This window comes from Orenia metallireducens, from assembly GCF_003001995.1.
In the GTDB taxonomy this organism is placed as follows: Bacteria; Bacillota; Halanaerobiia; order Halobacteroidales; family Halobacteroidaceae; genus Orenia; species Orenia metallireducens_B.
Genome location: NZ_PVNB01000020.1, coordinates 63,370 through 80,011, shown reverse-complemented (window position 1 = coordinate 80,011; position 16,642 = coordinate 63,370). Strand labels below are relative to the sequence as shown.

Annotated in this window: 16 protein-coding genes; 2 read left to right on the top strand and 14 right to left on the bottom strand. The window is 33.2% G+C overall.

The annotated features are described in order from the left end of the window. Positions 1 to 88: 88 nt before the first annotated feature. The 13 genes from BX659_RS13335 to BX659_RS13275 form a co-directional block, all read right to left on the bottom strand. Positions 89 to 2,656 carry a transcription-repair coupling factor gene (locus BX659_RS13335; protein WP_106231917.1) on the bottom strand — a complete coding sequence of 856 codons (2,568 nt, stop codon included), beginning with the start codon at positions 2,654 to 2,656 and terminating at the stop codon, positions 89 to 91. 146 nt (positions 2,657 to 2,802) lie between these two features. Further along, on the bottom strand, positions 2,803 to 3,024 hold the full coding sequence (locus BX659_RS13330; RefSeq protein WP_097017872.1) for an anti-sigma-F factor Fin: 222 nt from the start codon (positions 3,022 to 3,024) through the stop codon (positions 2,803 to 2,805). After that, positions 3,021 to 3,389: a hypothetical protein gene (locus tag BX659_RS13325; protein ID WP_097017871.1), complete on the bottom strand. Its 369-nt coding sequence runs from the start codon at positions 3,387 to 3,389 to the stop codon at positions 3,021 to 3,023. Before BX659_RS13325 ends, BX659_RS13330 begins: the two co-directional genes overlap by 4 nt. 133 nt (positions 3,390 to 3,522) lie before the next feature. Then, positions 3,523 to 4,077: an aminoacyl-tRNA hydrolase gene (pth, locus tag BX659_RS13320; protein WP_097017870.1), complete on the bottom strand. Its 555-nt coding sequence runs from the start codon at positions 4,075 to 4,077 to the stop codon at positions 3,523 to 3,525. A gap of 104 nt (positions 4,078 to 4,181) precedes the next feature. Beyond that, positions 4,182 to 4,811, bottom strand: coding sequence for a 50S ribosomal protein L25 (locus tag BX659_RS13315; RefSeq protein WP_097017869.1), 630 nt, complete (start codon positions 4,809 to 4,811; stop codon positions 4,182 to 4,184). A gap of 72 nt (positions 4,812 to 4,883) precedes the next feature. Then, positions 4,884 to 5,828 carry a ribose-phosphate diphosphokinase gene (locus BX659_RS13310; protein ID WP_097017868.1) on the bottom strand — a complete coding sequence of 315 codons (945 nt, stop codon included), beginning with the start codon at positions 5,826 to 5,828 and terminating at the stop codon, positions 4,884 to 4,886. A 61-nt stretch (positions 5,829 to 5,889) separates the two neighbouring features. After that, the gene (gene glmU, locus BX659_RS13305; RefSeq protein ID WP_097017867.1) at positions 5,890 to 7,230 is read right to left on the bottom strand and encodes a bifunctional UDP-N-acetylglucosamine diphosphorylase/glucosamine-1-phosphate N-acetyltransferase GlmU; all 1,341 of its coding nucleotides are present in this window, start codon (positions 7,228 to 7,230) and stop codon (positions 5,890 to 5,892) included. Continuing rightward, positions 7,230 to 8,084, bottom strand: coding sequence for a hypothetical protein (locus tag BX659_RS13300; protein WP_097017866.1), 855 nt, complete (start codon positions 8,082 to 8,084; stop codon positions 7,230 to 7,232). The genes glmU and BX659_RS13300 overlap by 1 nt, the downstream gene beginning before the upstream one ends. Before the next feature lie 395 nt (positions 8,085 to 8,479). Continuing rightward, positions 8,480 to 8,899 (bottom strand): MerR family transcriptional regulator, encoded by a 420-nt coding sequence (locus BX659_RS13295; RefSeq protein WP_097017865.1) that lies wholly within the window; start codon positions 8,897 to 8,899, stop codon positions 8,480 to 8,482. A gap of 29 nt (positions 8,900 to 8,928) precedes the next feature. Next, positions 8,929 to 9,753, bottom strand: coding sequence for a pur operon repressor (gene purR / locus BX659_RS13290; RefSeq protein ID WP_097017864.1), 825 nt, complete (start codon positions 9,751 to 9,753; stop codon positions 8,929 to 8,931). 98 nt (positions 9,754 to 9,851) lie between these two features. Continuing rightward, positions 9,852 to 10,610, bottom strand: a complete 759-nt coding sequence (locus tag BX659_RS13285) for a nucleotidyltransferase family protein (RefSeq protein ID WP_097017863.1) — start codon at positions 10,608 to 10,610, stop codon at positions 9,852 to 9,854. 24 nt (positions 10,611 to 10,634) lie between these two features. Then, on the bottom strand, positions 10,635 to 11,513 hold the full coding sequence (ispE, locus tag BX659_RS13280) for a 4-(cytidine 5'-diphospho)-2-C-methyl-D-erythritol kinase (RefSeq protein ID WP_097017862.1): 879 nt from the start codon (positions 11,511 to 11,513) through the stop codon (positions 10,635 to 10,637). 44 nt (positions 11,514 to 11,557) lie between these two features. Then, positions 11,558 to 12,262, bottom strand: coding sequence for a hypothetical protein (locus BX659_RS13275; RefSeq protein ID WP_097017861.1), 705 nt, complete (start codon positions 12,260 to 12,262; stop codon positions 11,558 to 11,560). Between the two features lie 418 nt (positions 12,263 to 12,680). On the opposite strand from BX659_RS13275, the gene BX659_RS13270 reads away from it, so the two are divergent. Both BX659_RS13270 and BX659_RS13265 read left to right on the top strand, forming a co-directional pair. Continuing rightward, entirely contained in the window at positions 12,681 to 13,196 is a 516-nt protein-coding gene (locus BX659_RS13270; RefSeq protein WP_097017860.1) for a L,D-transpeptidase family protein, read from the top strand. A 63-nt stretch (positions 13,197 to 13,259) separates the two neighbouring features. Further along, complete coding sequence (locus BX659_RS13265) at positions 13,260 to 14,936, top strand: ribonuclease J (protein WP_216358781.1); 1,677 nt, start codon at positions 13,260 to 13,262, stop codon at positions 14,934 to 14,936. Between the two features lie 41 nt (positions 14,937 to 14,977). Here BX659_RS13265 and BX659_RS13260 read toward each other — a convergent pair whose 3' ends face one another. Beyond that, entirely contained in the window at positions 14,978 to 16,612 is a 1,635-nt protein-coding gene (locus tag BX659_RS13260) for a DUF3794 and LysM peptidoglycan-binding domain-containing protein (protein ID WP_097017858.1), read from the bottom strand. Positions 16,613 to 16,642 lie beyond the last annotated feature (30 nt).

Here is a 16,642-nt window from a genome sequence, read left to right as displayed (position 1 = left end):
GATGTCATGGAATAAAAGTAGCTCTAACAAGTTAACGATGTCATGGAACAAAACTTAAGCATTAGAAAAAGTTAACGATGTCATGACACTAACCAACTAAGTGCTGGATGTGAGCAGCAATCTCTTTAATATCTTTGACCCGATTATGTACAAAATAGACTTGTCCGCCACGATTTATCTCCCTTTGAATCGCATCTTGAATTAAATCCTCATCATATTTTCCTACAAAAGTACGAATAGGATATCTATTCTCTGGTGGTGTCTCTATCAAACTTATATCTCTAACCCCAACTAAGGACATATGTAAGGTTCGTGGAATCGGTGTAGCAGTTAAGGTCAATACATCAACACTCTCCTTTAACCTCTTCAATCTCTCCTTCTGCTTTACACCAAAGCGCTGTTCTTCATCAACTATTACTAACCCCAAATTTTTAAATTTAATATCACTAGATAATAACCTGTGGGTTCCTATGATAAGATCTACACTTCCATCAGCTAAACCTTCAATACTACTTTTCTGCTCTGCAGCTGTTCTAAATCGACTTAGCATCTCAACATTAATAGGATAATCTGCAAAACGGTCAACTAAGTTATTCCAATGCTGTTGGGCTAAAATAGTCGTAGGAACTAAGAATACAGCCTGTTTCCCATCCATGATAGCCTTAAAGATTGCTCTAATAGCCACCTCTGTCTTCCCATAGCCTACATCACCACATAAGAGTCTATCCATCGGCTGCTCAGACTCCATATCCTCCTTAACAGCTTCAATTGCCTTTATCTGGTCTGGGGTCTCTTGATATGGAAACTCCTCTTCAAACTCCTGTTGCCAAATAGTATCCTCTCCAAAAGAGTACCCTCTTTGCAGCTCTCTTTTAGCATAGAGCTCTAATAGCTCTTCTGCCATCTCTTCAACAGACTTTTTAACCCGTGCTTTAGCCTTGTTCCAGTTATCTCCATCTAACTTATGTAATTTTGGCTCTTTATCATGCAAGCCTACATATTTTTGAATTAGATCTACTTGTTCTGTAGGTATATATAGCTTGTCATCATTAGCATATAATAAGACAAGGTAATCTTTACTCTTACCTTGTACTGTTAAAGTATTTATTCCCAAATACTTACCGATACCATGATTTTCATGGACAACATAATCACCTTGCTTTAAATCAGTAAAAGAGGAGAGTTTAACCCCTTGGTCAAAGGCCTTAACCCTCTTTCTTTTGCGTTTATTCTTCTTAAAAATTTCATTTTCAGTATAAAAGACAAAGTTAATATCAGGTAAGATAAATCCGTTAGATAGATTATTTACAGTTAAAACTATATTCCCTAACCTCAATTCATCTTTAATATTTGAAATTACAACAGCAGGTAAATCTGCTTCCTGTAACCTTTCTTTTAACTTTTCAGCTTTGCTCTTACTTGATAGACCAATTACAATTTTATAATTTTCATTAAAATAGCCTTTAAGTTTATCAACAAATAGCTGAATCTTGCCCTGATAAGCTTCTAGTCTTCTGCTATTAAGCTCTATGGTAAATTTAGTATCGATAAAATCTATCTCTTTAGTAATTGAAGATAGATATAGCTTATAATTATCTTTGCTATAAATTAACTGATTAAAATCTATAAACAAATCCTTATAACTCTCTAATACCCTACCTTGCCTTAACAAATTAGAGTAGCTCTGACTGATATTTGATAAATATTCAATAGCAGCATCTTTCAACTTGATTGGGTTATCAAAAACTATAATATCGCTAAAGTAATCTAGTAAAGTAGTGGGCTGATAAAAATAACTTAGATACTGTCTAATCTCTGGAAAGTAGATACCTTCTTCCATCTGTTCTAGATTATTATAGACAAGCTCTTTAATTCTTTGTCTATTCTCTTGAGACATCTCCTTAGCTTCTTTATCTAAACTCTTCTTAATTTGCTTTACAGCTACATCTATTTTATCTCTAGGTATAACAAACTCAGTAGCTAGTCCTAATTGTACTTCACTTAATTCACCTTTAGAGAGCTGTGTCCCTATATCAAAGTTACGGATCGATTCAATCTCATCACCAAATAGCTCTATTCTAATTGGCTGAGTTACAGTATAAGGATAGAGATCTACTATTCCACCTCTAATACTGAACTGACCCTTAGACTCTATAATATCAACTCTCTCATAACCCATCTCTACCAAAGATGATGCTAAGCTTTGAATATCTACTTCTTGGTCTAAAGATAAATTAATTAGATAATCTTTATAAACTCCTTGAGGGATAATAACCTCTAGTAATGCTTGAATAGGCGCTACAATCAGCTTATCCTCATTGTTAACCAAGCTATTAAGAACTCTTAGCCTCTCAGCCTTAATGCTCTCTTCTACCTCTAAAGATTCATGGGGCAAAATTTCCAACCTAGGAAATAGTAGAACTTCATCTTCTGATAGCAATCTAGTCAAATCTTCATAGATATCATCTGCTTTTTGCATAGTGGAAGCAACAATTAATAGCCCTTTATTCAATTTGTTTTTCAGATTAGCAAGAAAGAAGTTCTGACTACTATCATCTAATCCTATTATCTTTACTTCTTCTTCTAAATGATAATAGGTCATTAGATTCTTAAATTCTAAATGCTCATCCATTAAGTTTAATAAATTCTGTCCCATCGAAATCTTCCCCTTTAAAACAAAGTTAATATATAGGTATCCAACTTTAGAATTGGATACCTATAAGAATAATTAATCTAGTATAAAGTATCATAAAATAAGCTAAAGGGTCTTAGGTTTACCTAAGACCCTTAGCTGCAAAGTCTTTAATGTATCTGCTCATTATTGATAAAATTTGACCAGTCATACTCTTCTATACAGTCATCACAGGTCAAATCGATATATACTGTATCATTTTCCATTTTTATTATATCCTCTTTCTCTTGGTCAGTCAAGATGTTTAAGCCTAGACTTTGTTGATTAAAGTCTTCCAATTGAAGGTGCTCAATTATTTTATGGCATTTATCACAGCGATAAATCACATTCATAGCATTAACCTCCCTATTAAATAATTCCAACCTATATGAATAAGTGATGTTATTAAAATAGCCAATACTATATTACTAAGATTCCAAAGAGTTAAAGTTATGTAAGCAAACAAGAGATGGCTGAGCACAGCCAATAAAGCAGCAATTTTATTATTAAAATAATCAAAAATGCCTTCGATAATACCAAAGATAAGGTGAACTAATATTAAATTAGCTCCAAATATATAACAAGATACTGTCTTTAAACTCTCTTCTAATATGGGAATAATATAGACTATAGCTTGATTCCCAATCCTAGATACTAAATAACGATTACTAATAAAAGCTAAAAAAGAAGCTAATAATCCTGTAAATATGAAGTTCATAATAGACTCCCAAATTAATTATAGTTAAACAGCGATGATGAAATTATATAGAATTTCTCTGATTATTATAGCCCAATCAACTGTAAATATACAAAAACCTGAGAATATTCTCAGGTTTAAAGATATAATATATTTAATTATATTTATTCATAGCCTTATTCAAATCGGTCTCTAGATAAAGTCTAATTGCTGAAGCTGACTCCTTTATTGCTTCTTTAATATTATCCTCTTCTTCTTTACTAAACTTTCCTAAGACATAATCAACGACCGTCCTATAAACTGGACGACCAATCCCTACACGCAATCTATTAAATTCCTTTGTCCCTAAATGATTGATGATCGAGCGGATACCATTATGCCCACCATGTCCACCTTTAGGTTTTAATCTAATTTGACCTACCTCCAAGTCTAAATCATCATAGATTACAATAAGATCTTCTTTTTCAATATTGTAATAGTCTGCTAAAGCTCTTACTGCTTCTCCACTATTATTCATAAAGGTTTGGGGCTTAGCTAAAATAACCTTCTCTCCAGCAATTCTAGTTTTAGCTACTAAAGACTTCTTCTCCTTACTGCTCACTTCCTCTCTACACTCTTTAGCCAAATAATCAACCACCATAAAGCCTATATTATGGCGAGTCGCTTCATATTTAAAGCCTGGATTTCCCAAGCCAACTATCAACTTCATTCTAACACCTCCAAAATAAAGCTATTAATACTTATAGAGTTCTTATTTAATCCCTAATTAAAATAAGGCGCAATCATAATGATTACGCCTCAAATTGAGTAAGATTACTCTTCCTCTTCTTCTTCATCTGATTCTTCACCGATTACTTCTGGTTCAGTGATTTCTTCTTCTTCAGCATCTTCAGCTGGAGCTGCTTCAGGAGCAACTACTGTAGCAACTGTTTCACTAGCATCAGTTAAGATAGTGATATCTCCAGTATTTACATCTCCAATATTTAAAGAGTCTCCTACTGTCAATTCTGTAACATCCACTTCAATCTTATCTGGGATATTTGTAGGTAAACATTCAACTTCAACTTGTCTAAGTATTTGTTCTAAAATTCCACCTTCTCTTGTACCAGCAGCAGTTCCAACTAATTCTACTGGAACCTCAATTGTAACCTTCTCATCCATATTGATTCTATATAAATCAATGTGTAATAAGTCTTTTTTTACAGGCTCTAATTGAGCATCTTTAACCATTACAGTCTCTTTGTCCCCATTACTTAAAGTTAAATCAATAATAGCATTTCCACCAGTAACTCTACTAGCTTCTTTAGCATCTAATTTTAAGTTAACAGGTTCTTGGTTCAATCCATAAAGAACTCCAGGAACAAGACCTTCTCTTCTTAATTGACGAGCAACACCTTTTCCTTTTTGTTCTCTAATATCAGCCTTAAGTTGTAAACGATCCATGACTAATCTCTCCTTTTTTAAATTTTCTCATAAACTTTATTATAACACTTTTAAATTAAAGTATCAAAAAAACTAGAATAAAACACTAACAGATAGATCTTTATATATTCTTTCTATTCCCTCAGATAACAATGGAGCTACTGATAAGACAGTAAACTTGTCCACTAATTTCTCTTTTGCTAAAGGAATCGTATTAGTAACAACTAACTCAGTTATTGGAGCTTCTTCTAATCTTTCTATAGCTGGACCAGAGAATAATGGATGGGTACAGGTAGCAAATATCTCCTTAGCACCATGCTCCTTTAATGCTCTAGCTGCATTACAGATAGTACCTGCGGTATCGATCATATCATCCACTAAGATTACATTCTTCCCATCAACATCACCGATTATGTTCATAACTTCAGATACATTAGCCTTAGGTCTTCTCTTATCTATGATTGCAATAGAAGTGTTTAGCTTATCAGCAAAATCACGTGCTCTTTTAACTCCCCCAATATCTGGAGCTACAACAATTACATCTTCTAATTGTTTCTCATTAAAGTATTCTGCTAACCTTGGAGCACCCAATAAATTATCTACAGGAATATCGAAGAATCCTTGAATCTGACGAGCATGTAAATCGATAGCAACTACACGATCTGCACCAGATTCAGCTATCAAATTGGCAACCAATTTAGCAGTGATTGGATCTCTAGGTTTTGCCTTTCTATCTTGACGAGCATAACCATAATAAGGAACTACTGCAGTAATTTCTTTAGCAGAGGCTCTTTTTAAGGCATCAATAATAACTAATAATTCCATTAGATTATCATTAACCGCTGGACAAGTTGGTTGAACAACAAAGACGTGGTCACCTCTAACACTATCCTCAATCTCAACCCCAATCTCTCCATCACTAAATCTCTTGACTTCTGCATTGACTAATTTTGTCCCTAAACATTTGCAAATTTCTTCTGCTAATTTTGGATTAGCATTACCAGTAATAATCTTCAGTTCTTGATTGCTTGATGGCATCAATATAGACCTCCTGTTAATAGTATACATCTTTATATTTATATTAAGTTATAATAAAGAACTAATCCATTGACTTAGCTGGAACACCTATAACTATATCCCCTTCTTTTACATCCTTGGTAACTACTGAACCAGCACCTGTTGTTGCATTATCTCCTATTCTCAGTGGTGCCACTAATGTAGAATCACTTCCAATAAAGGCATTATCACCAATAACTGTTCTATGCTTATCTTTTCCATCATAATTAGCAGTAATAGTACCTGCACCAACATTGGTATTCTCCCCAATAATAGTATCACCAATATAACTTAAATGAGGAACTTTACTACCATTACCTATCTGAGAGTTCTTAATCTCTACAAAGTCACCAACTTTAACTTCATTACCAACTTTAGTTCCTGGACGCAAATAAGCATAAGGACCTATTAAGCTTGCAGCTCCTATTTCGCTTTCAATGACAGTAGAAGATTCTATCTTTACATCTCTTCCGACAAAAGAATTCTTTATTCTACATTGTGAACCAATAACTACTTCGTCACCGACCTTAGTTTTTCCTTCTATAAAAGTAAAAGGATAAATAATTGTATCCTGACCTATTTCAACTTCACTATCTATGTATGTATTATTAGGATCAATAATTGTAACTCCATTTGTCATATGCTCTTCACAAATTCTTAGTCTTAACGTCTTCTCTGCTTTAGCCAAATGATTACGAGTATTAACTCCTATAGTCTCTTCATAATTATCAGTAACTGCTGCTGTAACCAATTTACCTTCTTTAGCCAAAATTCCAGCAACATCTGTCAAATAATATTCTCCTTGAGCATTATCTGTATCTAATTTAGCCAAAGCTTCTAATAATAATTCACTATCAAAGCAACAAATTCCAGTATTTATCTCATTAATCTCTGCTTCTTCTTTAGTTGTATCCTTATCTTCAACGATCTTAGTAACATGACCTTCTAAGTTACGAACAATTCTACCATAGCCTGTTGGATCATCTAATTTTGTTGTTAAAATAGTTACTGCTGCCTTTTGTTCTTCATGCTCTTTAATTAAATTGCTTAAAGTATTTGTAGTCAATAAAGGAGTATCACCATATAAGACTAACACAGTACCGACAAAATCCTTTAATTGCTCTTTGGCTTGCATAACGGCATGGCCTGTACCTAACTGTTTTTCTTGTGTTAGAAATTCAACTTTACCCTCAGTCTTCTCTTTTACCAATTCCCCTTTATAACCTACTATAACTATATTATGTATAGGATTTAATCTATCAGCTGTATCAACAACATGCTGTACCATACTCTTACCAGCCACTTGATGTAGCACCTTTGGTAGTTTAGATTTCATTCTAGTACCCTTGCCTGCCGCCAAAGTAATTGTCATTAATCTACCCATTAATCTTCCTCCTTTAGAAAAATAGAATCAAAGTCTATTAAATTCCAAACCTCAGATTTAATAATCCGATTAATCTTTATTTTATCAGCAATCTTTGGTAATTTGCCAGTCATAAAATATTCTCTAGCATATATTGGATAAATAGCGTCCTTTAAGCCATACTTAATAAAGAGATCTAAATCCTGATATGCATTAAATAATCCAATTGTATTACCATCAAATAGGCTTTCAATAATTTTATCTAAACTCGCTCCTGAGATAATATTAGATATGTTACTATTTCTGACCATCTTCATTGTATCATCATAATTATGTAAGGCTTTAATTTTACTACCATAAGCCTTCTCTAATACAGTAATATCACAATTAAAATTATGTCCTACAAAAATATCTGGTTTAACTTCAGAAATAATCTCCTTTAATATTTCAATTCCTTTTACAATCTCTACTGCTGGAGCTAAATCTTTATTAGTAAAGATAATTCCAAGTTTCCAACCTTGACTATCTTTAATAGCATATTGAATAGAATCCAAATCACTCCATAAATACTCAGTATCGATACACATAATAACTTTAGCATTTGGTTTTCTACTCAAATGAATATCAAATTTTGGATTAGTCAATTTTTTATAAGTTTTATCTAATTCTCTTAGTTGTAATAAAATTTTAGAATTCTTATTCTCAATATTAATTGTCCTTGCTATTCTGGTTAGAGAGGCACTTTTAAAGTCATACTCTGTAGGGAATGTATCTAGCATCTTCTTTAGTCTCTTTCCCCTACCTAAAATCACAGCCAACTTATGTTCATAGAGTCTATCTTGATAGAGTTCATCAGTGTCTAGATAAATCTTCATAGTAACTCCTTCCCTAGCCAGAGAATATATAGTCATTCAACTTTAGAATAAAATTTAGATTAAAGTTAAATGATAGTAACATATAACAAGTGAGCAGTAATCAATAAAAACTAAAAAATTTAATTTTACAATCACTATTCCTACTTAATTAGTTAGTATATAAAATAAAAAATGGAGTAACTACTCCATTATTACTAGAAAATCTAAAGAATCTATTTATTAGTACTTACTAGTTAATCACAGGTATTATAACAAAGGGAGAGTTTACTGTCAAGATTATTATATGTATTTAAATTTAATTTATTCTATCACAAAGCAGAGGCTTCATAGTTAAAACTATCTGAATCTATAAAGGTTTAACAACAATATGAATCCTCTTGCTTAAGCAAGAGGATTTAGTCTTTATCTTTATCATTATCTTTTTTATCTAAAATCTCTAAAAGTTGAGCTCTATCAGAAACTGGATACAAAGAAGTAAGTCCTCGTTTTCCCCTATTAAATTTAGTCAAAGGTCTTCCATCATATAGGGGATCACCTATTTTGCTCTTCTCTCTTTTCTTCTTCTTCTTAGTTTCATTAACAGTACCTAACTTTTCTTTGATTCCTGCTATATTTAATCCTTTCTCTAACATCTCTTTAATCTCTTTTAACTTTTCAATATCACTTTGAGAGTAAATTCTCTGATTTCCTTTAGTTCTAGCAGGCTTTATCAACTCCGACTCTTCATAATAACGGATCTGCCTTCCTGTCAAACCTGTCTTTTCTTGAACAACACCAATAGAATAAACTGGCTTTTCAGAGTCTAATTCTGCCATAAGAATTCCTCCTTTACTATAGTAATAATTTATTTCAAATTAGTCACCCAGCCACTAGGTCTAACAATTATCTCTTCTTTAAAATCATCAATATTCTCTAATACAACTAAAGATGTATAATCCTCAACTAATTTATCTGTTGGCTGGGCAGTCTCTACTAATACTCCTAAATCTAAGACCTCAGCCTTAAATTCACCCATCAAATCCAACATACCTTTAGCTGTACCGCCAGCCTTCATAAAATCATCAATAATAATTACCTTAGAACCCTCTGGTAAAGCTCTACGGGATAGAGACATCTGTTGTATTTTCCTAGAGGAACCTGTTACATAATTAATACTTACCACCGAACCTTCTGTAACTCGACTACTCCTTCTAATACTAACAAGAGGCAAGTTCAAGGCTCTAGCAGCCATCAAAGCAATAGGAATCCCTTTGGTTTCCATCGTAATTATGTACTCGGCTCCTAAATCAGAAAATTTAGTAGCAAATATCTCCCCAACCTTATCCATTAAAGCAGGATTGAAAATTAAGTCGGTCATATATAAATAGCCACCTGGCAAAATTCTCGTTGAATCAGATAGATATTCACATAATTCATAGATTACATTTTGAATATCCTTAACCCCTTTATCTGGAATAAATCTAACTCCTCCTGCTGCTCCTGATACTGTTTCAATCTTGCCCATCTTCTCTACAGAAAAAACCTTTTTAATAATAGATAAGTCTTCACTGATAGTAGATTTGGCAGCATTAAAGCGTTCAGTAAAATAATTTAAGGAGATTAATTTATAGGGTTGGTCAGTTAATATCTTAGTTACAGCAACAATCCTTTCACTCCGCCGCATCTTCATCTTAAAAGCATGCCACTCCTTCCGAACATTCGAGCCTAATTTTTTATAAAACTTTACTTCTTCTCATATTATCATTAATTATGCTCTTTGTAAATAGGTCAATTACTTTTTACATCCGAACCTTTGTAAATTTTTTCTATCATCTTATAATCTGCGGGCTTATCAATATCAAATCCAATCTCTGGATAGTCAGAGATAATAGTCTTTCCTATATACCCTGTTAGTTTATATACCTCTTGTTCAATTAAAGCTATAGATAGTTTTCCAGTCAGTAACTTGATTATAAATGTAAATCCCAATAGGTAAGCCAATTTCCAAGGCTTCTTTCTCCATTTTAATATCTTCTCTAACAACTCTTCTAACCTTAAGACTATATCTCCATTAACTAAAAAGATATTTCCACCTGTAAAAGTACCTTCATTTAAAGAAAAATAAGTCCTATTACTTTTTGGGAAAGAGATTTCTACAAACTCTTTAGGAATGATGGGATAATAAAAGGCAGCCTTGCCACCCTCACATCTAGCTAAAAAATCTTCTATAGCCTCAACGGTAATTAGGGGAATATCAGAAGTAAAGACTAAACTATAGGGGCTTTTTGATGTCTGTAATCCTAACTTAAGGTTCTCTAATAAAGAATCTTGGCAGGGAATAAATTTATCAATATTGCTTTTATTTAATTGACTAGGACCTACTACTATAATATTATCTATTAAAGAGACTTCCCTTAATCTATCTAGTATATGTTCTGTTATAGCCTTACCATTAACCTTAATTAAAGCCTCATAATCTTGATTACTGATTTCAGACAATCTCCCATTATTCTTAGCTCCTGCTAAAACTATAGCATCTAAGCCCATTAATCTCTCCTCCCTTAATACTTATTAAATCTCTACTATTCCCTGATCAATTGTCTTAGTAACTACTACCCTATATTCTCTAGGCAATTCTTTTTCTAACTTACTTTTAATACTTTCTGCTTCTTCTATTGCTGACACAAATCCCAATATAGTGGGTCCACTTCCAGACATTAAAGCCTTATTAGATAGCTTAGCTACTTTATTCTTTAGCTCAGCAACTTCAGGATGAATTTTTAGGGTAACACTCTCTAAAAGATTACTCAGATTCTCGATAATAAATCCTCTATCTTGCTCTTCTAGAGCCCTTATAACTTCATCTGTGGATGGATGTTTATCAGCCTGCTCTAAATTTAGGCTACCATAAACTTTAGCAGTTGATACTAAAAGAGGAGGATTGACAAGAATAAGATAAAGTTGTGGACATTTAGTCAACTTTTTTAAGTCTGTCCCTATTCCTGTTGCTAACTGAGTTCCTCCTTTAATACAGAAAGGAATATCAGCCCCTAACCTTCCTCCTATTTTAGCTAACTGCTCTGATGTCAACCTTAAATCCCATAACCTGTTAATAGCTACTAAGGTAGCAGCAGCATTACTACTACCACCAGCTAAACCTGCTGCTACAGGGATTCTTTTATCTAGGTTAACTCTAAGACCACCTTCTAATTTAAAGTCCTTAAATAACAGCTCAGCCGCCTTATAAATTAAATTTGATTTGTCAGTTGGGATTTCCGGATGATTACTTACAATCTCAATTCCTGTATCGATTTTGGTAAATAATATTCTATCATGTAAGTCTATAGTCTGCATAATCATCTCTACCTCATGATACCCATCTTCCCTCTTTGCTAGTACATCCAATGTTAAATTTATTTTTGCATGTGCAACTAAATCTATATTATCCATGACTATATCCACCTCACTATTTAAGCTCTTATATAGTTAGTTAGTCATTTAACAGTAAACTCCTTCTTATTATTGCTCTTATAAAAGATTCCTGGCAAATCATCTTCACTTAATGGGCTATAGTTACAGAAGAATGAACGGATCAGATAAAGAGGGACCCTATATGTAAAAGCAAAGGCTACTATAAATAGATAGCTTTTAATCTTCAACAAGCCAACTTTCTTTGATAGATTAACCAAGCGATAAATTGCTAAAATTGGAAGCTCGTCCTCCCCATCAAATATAACTAGATTATCATCTTTTAAATAGACAGCAACTCTTCCTGCTTTAACCTGCTTTTTAATTAAGATATTATCTCCAGAGAGACTGCAATATATAACTTTATTTATGTTGTTGCTATTGATTAAATTCATATTCTCTCTGTCATCAACATCTAAAATTAGATACCGATCATCTGATTCACTCTTCATAAAGAGCTGTTTTAAATCCAATAGACTATTGTCTTCTAGCTGAGAAAACATAATTATTTTATTTAAACTGTAATTTAAGCCTACCTCTTTTAAACTTTCTAACTCTATTGTAAACATGTCAGCTCTTATAGTATGACCATCAATAATCTTATTTAAAGAGTTCTGCTTCTTCTTTTGATAGATCAGCTTTCTATGCTCTTTTATAAAAGTATTGACCCTTATCGTTGTTAAGATCTCTATAATCAGTTTAATTATTAGATTATCATCTCTTCTATTCATCTCATTTTACCTCCACTTATATCGCTACATCTCTATTATATCCAATTTTTGGTTATAAATACCCTTCCTTTTATTCTAATTATTTATAAAATCAGTCAAATTTGAAGATAACAATTATTGGATAATGGGGATATTGCGACAGTTTAGCTACTAGCTTCTGGCCTCTCCTACGGGTTTGAAAATCATAAACCCTCCGTGATAAATCTGCTATTAGCTAAGAACTTATAAAGCTAGAGGCTAGTAGCCAGTAGCTAGTGACTATTAAAAAGTGTCTTAATATCTATCTATAACGTCATATTTAAATTTGAATCCAGAATACAAATCTATAGTATCTGTAGCTTACATAATTAATTTTAACTTATTAGCCTCTAAATTAATATAATAATCTAAGAAAATAAATTGATAAGGAGGTCTAGTTATGGCTAAAATATTAATTATATTAGATGAAAGAACTCTATATCTTTATCAGAACAACCAAGTAGTCAGATCTTTTCCAGTAGCCATTGGTAAAGCAAGTACACCTACACCTACAGGAAACTTTTCAATCATTAATAAGTTAAAAAATCCTTATAATAAAGCCTTGGGAACACGTTGGATGCAATTTACTCATCGTATGCATGGAATTCATGGCAACAATCAACCTTCATCAATAGGTAAAGCTATCTCAAATGGATGTGTTAGAATGTATAATAAAGATGCAGAGTTTCTTTATGACAGAGTAAGTATTGGTACTCCCGTTGAAATTAGACAGAATCGACGAACAGATTCAAAGAATAAAAGCGGTTACTCCTATTATACAGTTAAAACAGGTGATACCCTTTATCAGATTGCTAAAAAATTCAATACTACTGTTGAAAAAATCATAGCTATTAACCCTAATATTAAGAATAAAAACACTATTTACCCTGGTCAACAGATTAAAATCCCAGATTGACACTGTACTTCTAATGGATTAAAGAGTATAATTATGTATATAATAATATTTGAGGTGATATATATGAAAAGAAATGCGGAAATCTCCATTATACCTCTAGGTGGTAGAGGAGAAATTGGGAATAATATGATATTAATTGAATATAATGATGAAATCTTAATTTTAGATTGTGGAATTATGTTCCCTACAGAAGATATGCTTGGCATTGATTTGGTTATGCCTGATATCTCTTATCTAATTGAGAATAAAGATAAAATTAAAGCAATGTTAATTAGCCACGGTCATGAAGACCATATCGGCGCAATTCCTTATTTCTTAAGAGAGATTAGCAATATACCTATCTACGGAACTAGATTAACTTTAGGTATGATCAAGAAGAAATTAGAAGAGCATCGTTTAATGGGCTCAACGGAATTAAGACAAATATCTGCTGGACAAGAGATATCTTTAGACCCTTTCAAAATCAAGTTTGTTAAAGTAAATCACAGTATCCCAGATGCTGTTGCTATGGGAATAAAAACCCCTTCTGGAACTGTTTTATACACAGGTGACTTCAAATTTGACCAAACCCCAATCAATGAAGAACCTACTGATTTTAACGGATTAACTCAATTAGGGGAAGAAGGGGTTTTAGCTTTATTATCTGATAGTACAAATGCAGAGCATAAGGGTTATTCAGTATCTGAAAGAGTAGTCAATGATACTATTAATAATATCTTTGAAAAAGCAGATGGGAGAATTATTGTAGCTACCTTCTCTTCTCACCTAGATAGATTACAACAAATTATTAATGCAGCCTATGAAACTGGGAGAAAGATTGCTATTTCAGGAAGAAGTATGATTGCTAATACTAAAATTGCCAAAGATTTAGGTTATCTTAACTTTCCTGATGACATGCTTCTAGAAATAAGAAAGATTAATAACCTACCTGATCATAAAATAGTCTATCTGATGACAGGTAGCCAAGGGGAGACTATGGCTTCTTTAACTAGAATTGCTAGAGGTGATCATAGACAGATCAATCTACATAAAGGAGATACAGTTCTTCTCTCTGCAACACCTATCCCTGGAAATGAAAGGTCTGTAGGCGAGACTATCAATCAGCTCTTTGAAAAAGGCGCTAAAGTAATCTATGGACGGGAGCTAGATGTTCATGTCTCCGGTCATGCCTATCAAGAAGAGCTAAAGATGATGCTTAATATGACCAAGCCAAAATATTTTGTCCCTGTCCATGGTGAATACCGCCACCTTTATCACCATTCATTATTAGCAAAAGATGTTGGTATTCCAGAAGACAATATCTTCATAGCTAAAAATGGGTCACGACTAAAGGTCAGTGAAAAGAATGCCTACTTTGCATCTCCTGTATCAACAGGGAAGATATTAATTGATGGTTCTGGAATTGGGGATGTTGGAAATATCGTTTTAAGAGATAGAAGAATATTATCAGAGCATGGTATTATAATCGTAGTTATTACTATTGAATCAGGTACAGGAAAGGTATTAGCAGGCCCTGATATTATCTCAAGAGGTTTTGTTTATATGAAGGAGTCTCAAGAGTTGATCGAAGAGGCTAAAAACAGATTAAATATAGCCTTAAAAGAGTGTGAGGAGAAGAATATCACCGACTGGTCTAAACTAAAGACCAAACTAAAAGATCCTTTAAGAGACTTTATTTATAATGAAACTAGAAGAAACCCAATGATTATGCCAATCATTATGGAAGTACCAAAAAAATAAAAAGACTGTAGGAATTTAAATTCCTACAGTCTTTTTATTTATTAACCTCTCGGTCTTCTAGGTTGATCACGGTCATCAATTATACACCTTGGTATAATTAACTTCTGTCCTACCTCTAAATAATCTGGGTTATCTAGGTTGTTAGCATCAACAATAGCATCTACTGTTGTTCTATAGCGCTTAGCTATCTTATATAAGGTATCTCCAGCTTGAACTACATAGATTATCTTAGATGGTCGCTCACACTCATCTCTATCTACTACAGGAGATACAACTACTATATCTGTAACAATAGTCAACTGTCTGAAGTTAGTTACTTTAGCAAACTTCCTTAAGGTAACTACCATTTCAACAGTTCTATTATTTAACCTATTACCCTTAACCTTCTTAATCTCGATGTCACTATGGCAAGACATACCAGCCTCTGCTTCAGGAATATTAATAAAGTTTTCAATATTAAATGGACGGTGGAAGTAATGGACTGGCTGGGTTCCTGGACTATCATCTGCTGTAGTATCTGCTACATAAAGGACACTACCTTCTACCTCACTAGTTACTAATACACCACCATCTTCTACAATACATGTTGTATTGGACAGTTGAGCATTGGTCTCTAAAATACGTTCAATATTAGGTTTAACATCTGGTACAATAAGGTCTTCGGTAATAGTTTCACTTACTGTATCTTCCCCGATTACCTCTTCTACCCTTAATAATTCTTCTTCGACTTCAACTCTGTCACTATCAATTCCTGTTACTACCATCACCTGTTTAGGCTCAGTAACTTTGACAAAGACCTCTATTACAGCTCTTACCTCTACTTGTCTATTTCCATTTGTAATTGTATAGTCCCATCTCTTGACCTTAACCTCAGTAAAGGATGACATATCTTCATCTGCATCTGGAACATCAATAACCTCTGAGAATGTAAGTCCCCCTTCAAAGAAGTGGACTGGTTGTGTACCTGGAGTATCATCAGCCGTCGTATCTGCAACATACATAACTCCGACTTCAAATTGACCATCTACTATAACTGCTCCATCAGTTATTTCAACATTCTTATCTTCTAATGCTCCTCCTTCAACCTTTAAAACTCTTTCAATTGCTGGTTTAACTGTAGGAACATCAACAATTCCTTCTACTACTACTTGATAAGTATTCTCTCCAACTACATTCTCAATTCTTAATAATTCCTTCTCTACTAGTTCCTCTCTAATCCCTGTTACATCGGTAATAATGGTCATCTGTCGATAATCAAAGACTTTAGCAAACTTTTTAAGAACAACAGTTACTTCTACAGTTCTTTCATCAATAAAATCATAGCTAGATCTTAAAATATCAACATCAACATAGGCACTCATATAATCCTCTGCTTCAGGAATATCAACAAAGTTGCTAAAGGTCAGCTCCCCATGGAAATAATGTACTGGTTGATCACCTTCAGTGGTATCAGCTACATACATAACACCTACTTCAATTACCCCATCGATTGTTACTCCACCCTCTTCAACAGTCACCTCAGTGGATTCAACTTTTGTATTCACTTCTAAAATTCTCTCTATATCTGGTTTTTCTGTAACAGGTATTGTAACCTCTTTAGTAATCGATTCTCTAACTGTATCTTCTCCAATGACATATTCTACTCTTACTTGTTCTTCTTTAAAATTAATTGCCATTTTATTCCTCCTCTCTTTCTATTAAACTCC

Excerpts from the sequence above, each read along its gene's own strand:
- BX659_RS13335 (WP_106231917.1), bottom strand. The coding sequence starts at position 2,656 with ATGGGACAGAATTTATTAAACTTAATGGATGAGCATTTAGAATTTAAG.
- BX659_RS13330 (WP_097017872.1), bottom strand. The coding sequence starts at position 3,024 with ATGAATGTGATTTATCGCTGTGATAAATGCCATAAAATAATTGAGCAC.
- BX659_RS13325 (WP_097017871.1), bottom strand. The coding sequence starts at position 3,389 with ATGAACTTCATATTTACAGGATTATTAGCTTCTTTTTTAGCTTTTATT.
- pth (WP_097017870.1), bottom strand. The coding sequence starts at position 4,077 with ATGAAGTTGATAGTTGGCTTGGGAAATCCAGGCTTTAAATATGAAGCG.
- BX659_RS13315 (WP_097017869.1), bottom strand. The coding sequence starts at position 4,811 with ATGGATCGTTTACAACTTAAGGCTGATATTAGAGAACAAAAAGGAAAA.
- BX659_RS13310 (WP_097017868.1), bottom strand. The coding sequence starts at position 5,828 with ATGCCATCAAGCAATCAAGAACTGAAGATTATTACTGGTAATGCTAAT.
- glmU (WP_097017867.1), bottom strand. The coding sequence starts at position 7,230 with ATGGGTAGATTAATGACAATTACTTTGGCGGCAGGCAAGGGTACTAGA.
- BX659_RS13300 (WP_097017866.1), bottom strand. The coding sequence starts at position 8,084 with ATGAAGATTTATCTAGACACTGATGAACTCTATCAAGATAGACTCTAT.
- BX659_RS13295 (WP_097017865.1), bottom strand. The coding sequence starts at position 8,899 with ATGGCAGAATTAGACTCTGAAAAGCCAGTTTATTCTATTGGTGTTGTT.
- purR (WP_097017864.1), bottom strand. The coding sequence starts at position 9,753 with ATGAAGATGCGGCGGAGTGAAAGGATTGTTGCTGTAACTAAGATATTA.
- BX659_RS13285 (WP_097017863.1), bottom strand. The coding sequence starts at position 10,610 with ATGGGCTTAGATGCTATAGTTTTAGCAGGAGCTAAGAATAATGGGAGA.
- ispE (WP_097017862.1), bottom strand. The coding sequence starts at position 11,513 with ATGGATAATATAGATTTAGTTGCACATGCAAAAATAAATTTAACATTG.
- BX659_RS13275 (WP_097017861.1), bottom strand. The coding sequence starts at position 12,262 with ATGAATAGAAGAGATGATAATCTAATAATTAAACTGATTATAGAGATC.
- BX659_RS13270 (WP_097017860.1), top strand. The coding sequence starts at position 12,681 with ATGGCTAAAATATTAATTATATTAGATGAAAGAACTCTATATCTTTAT.
- BX659_RS13265 (WP_216358781.1), top strand. The coding sequence starts at position 13,260 with ATGAAAAGAAATGCGGAAATCTCCATTATACCTCTAGGTGGTAGAGGA.
- BX659_RS13260 (WP_097017858.1), bottom strand. The coding sequence starts at position 16,612 with ATGGCAATTAATTTTAAAGAAGAACAAGTAAGAGTAGAATATGTCATT.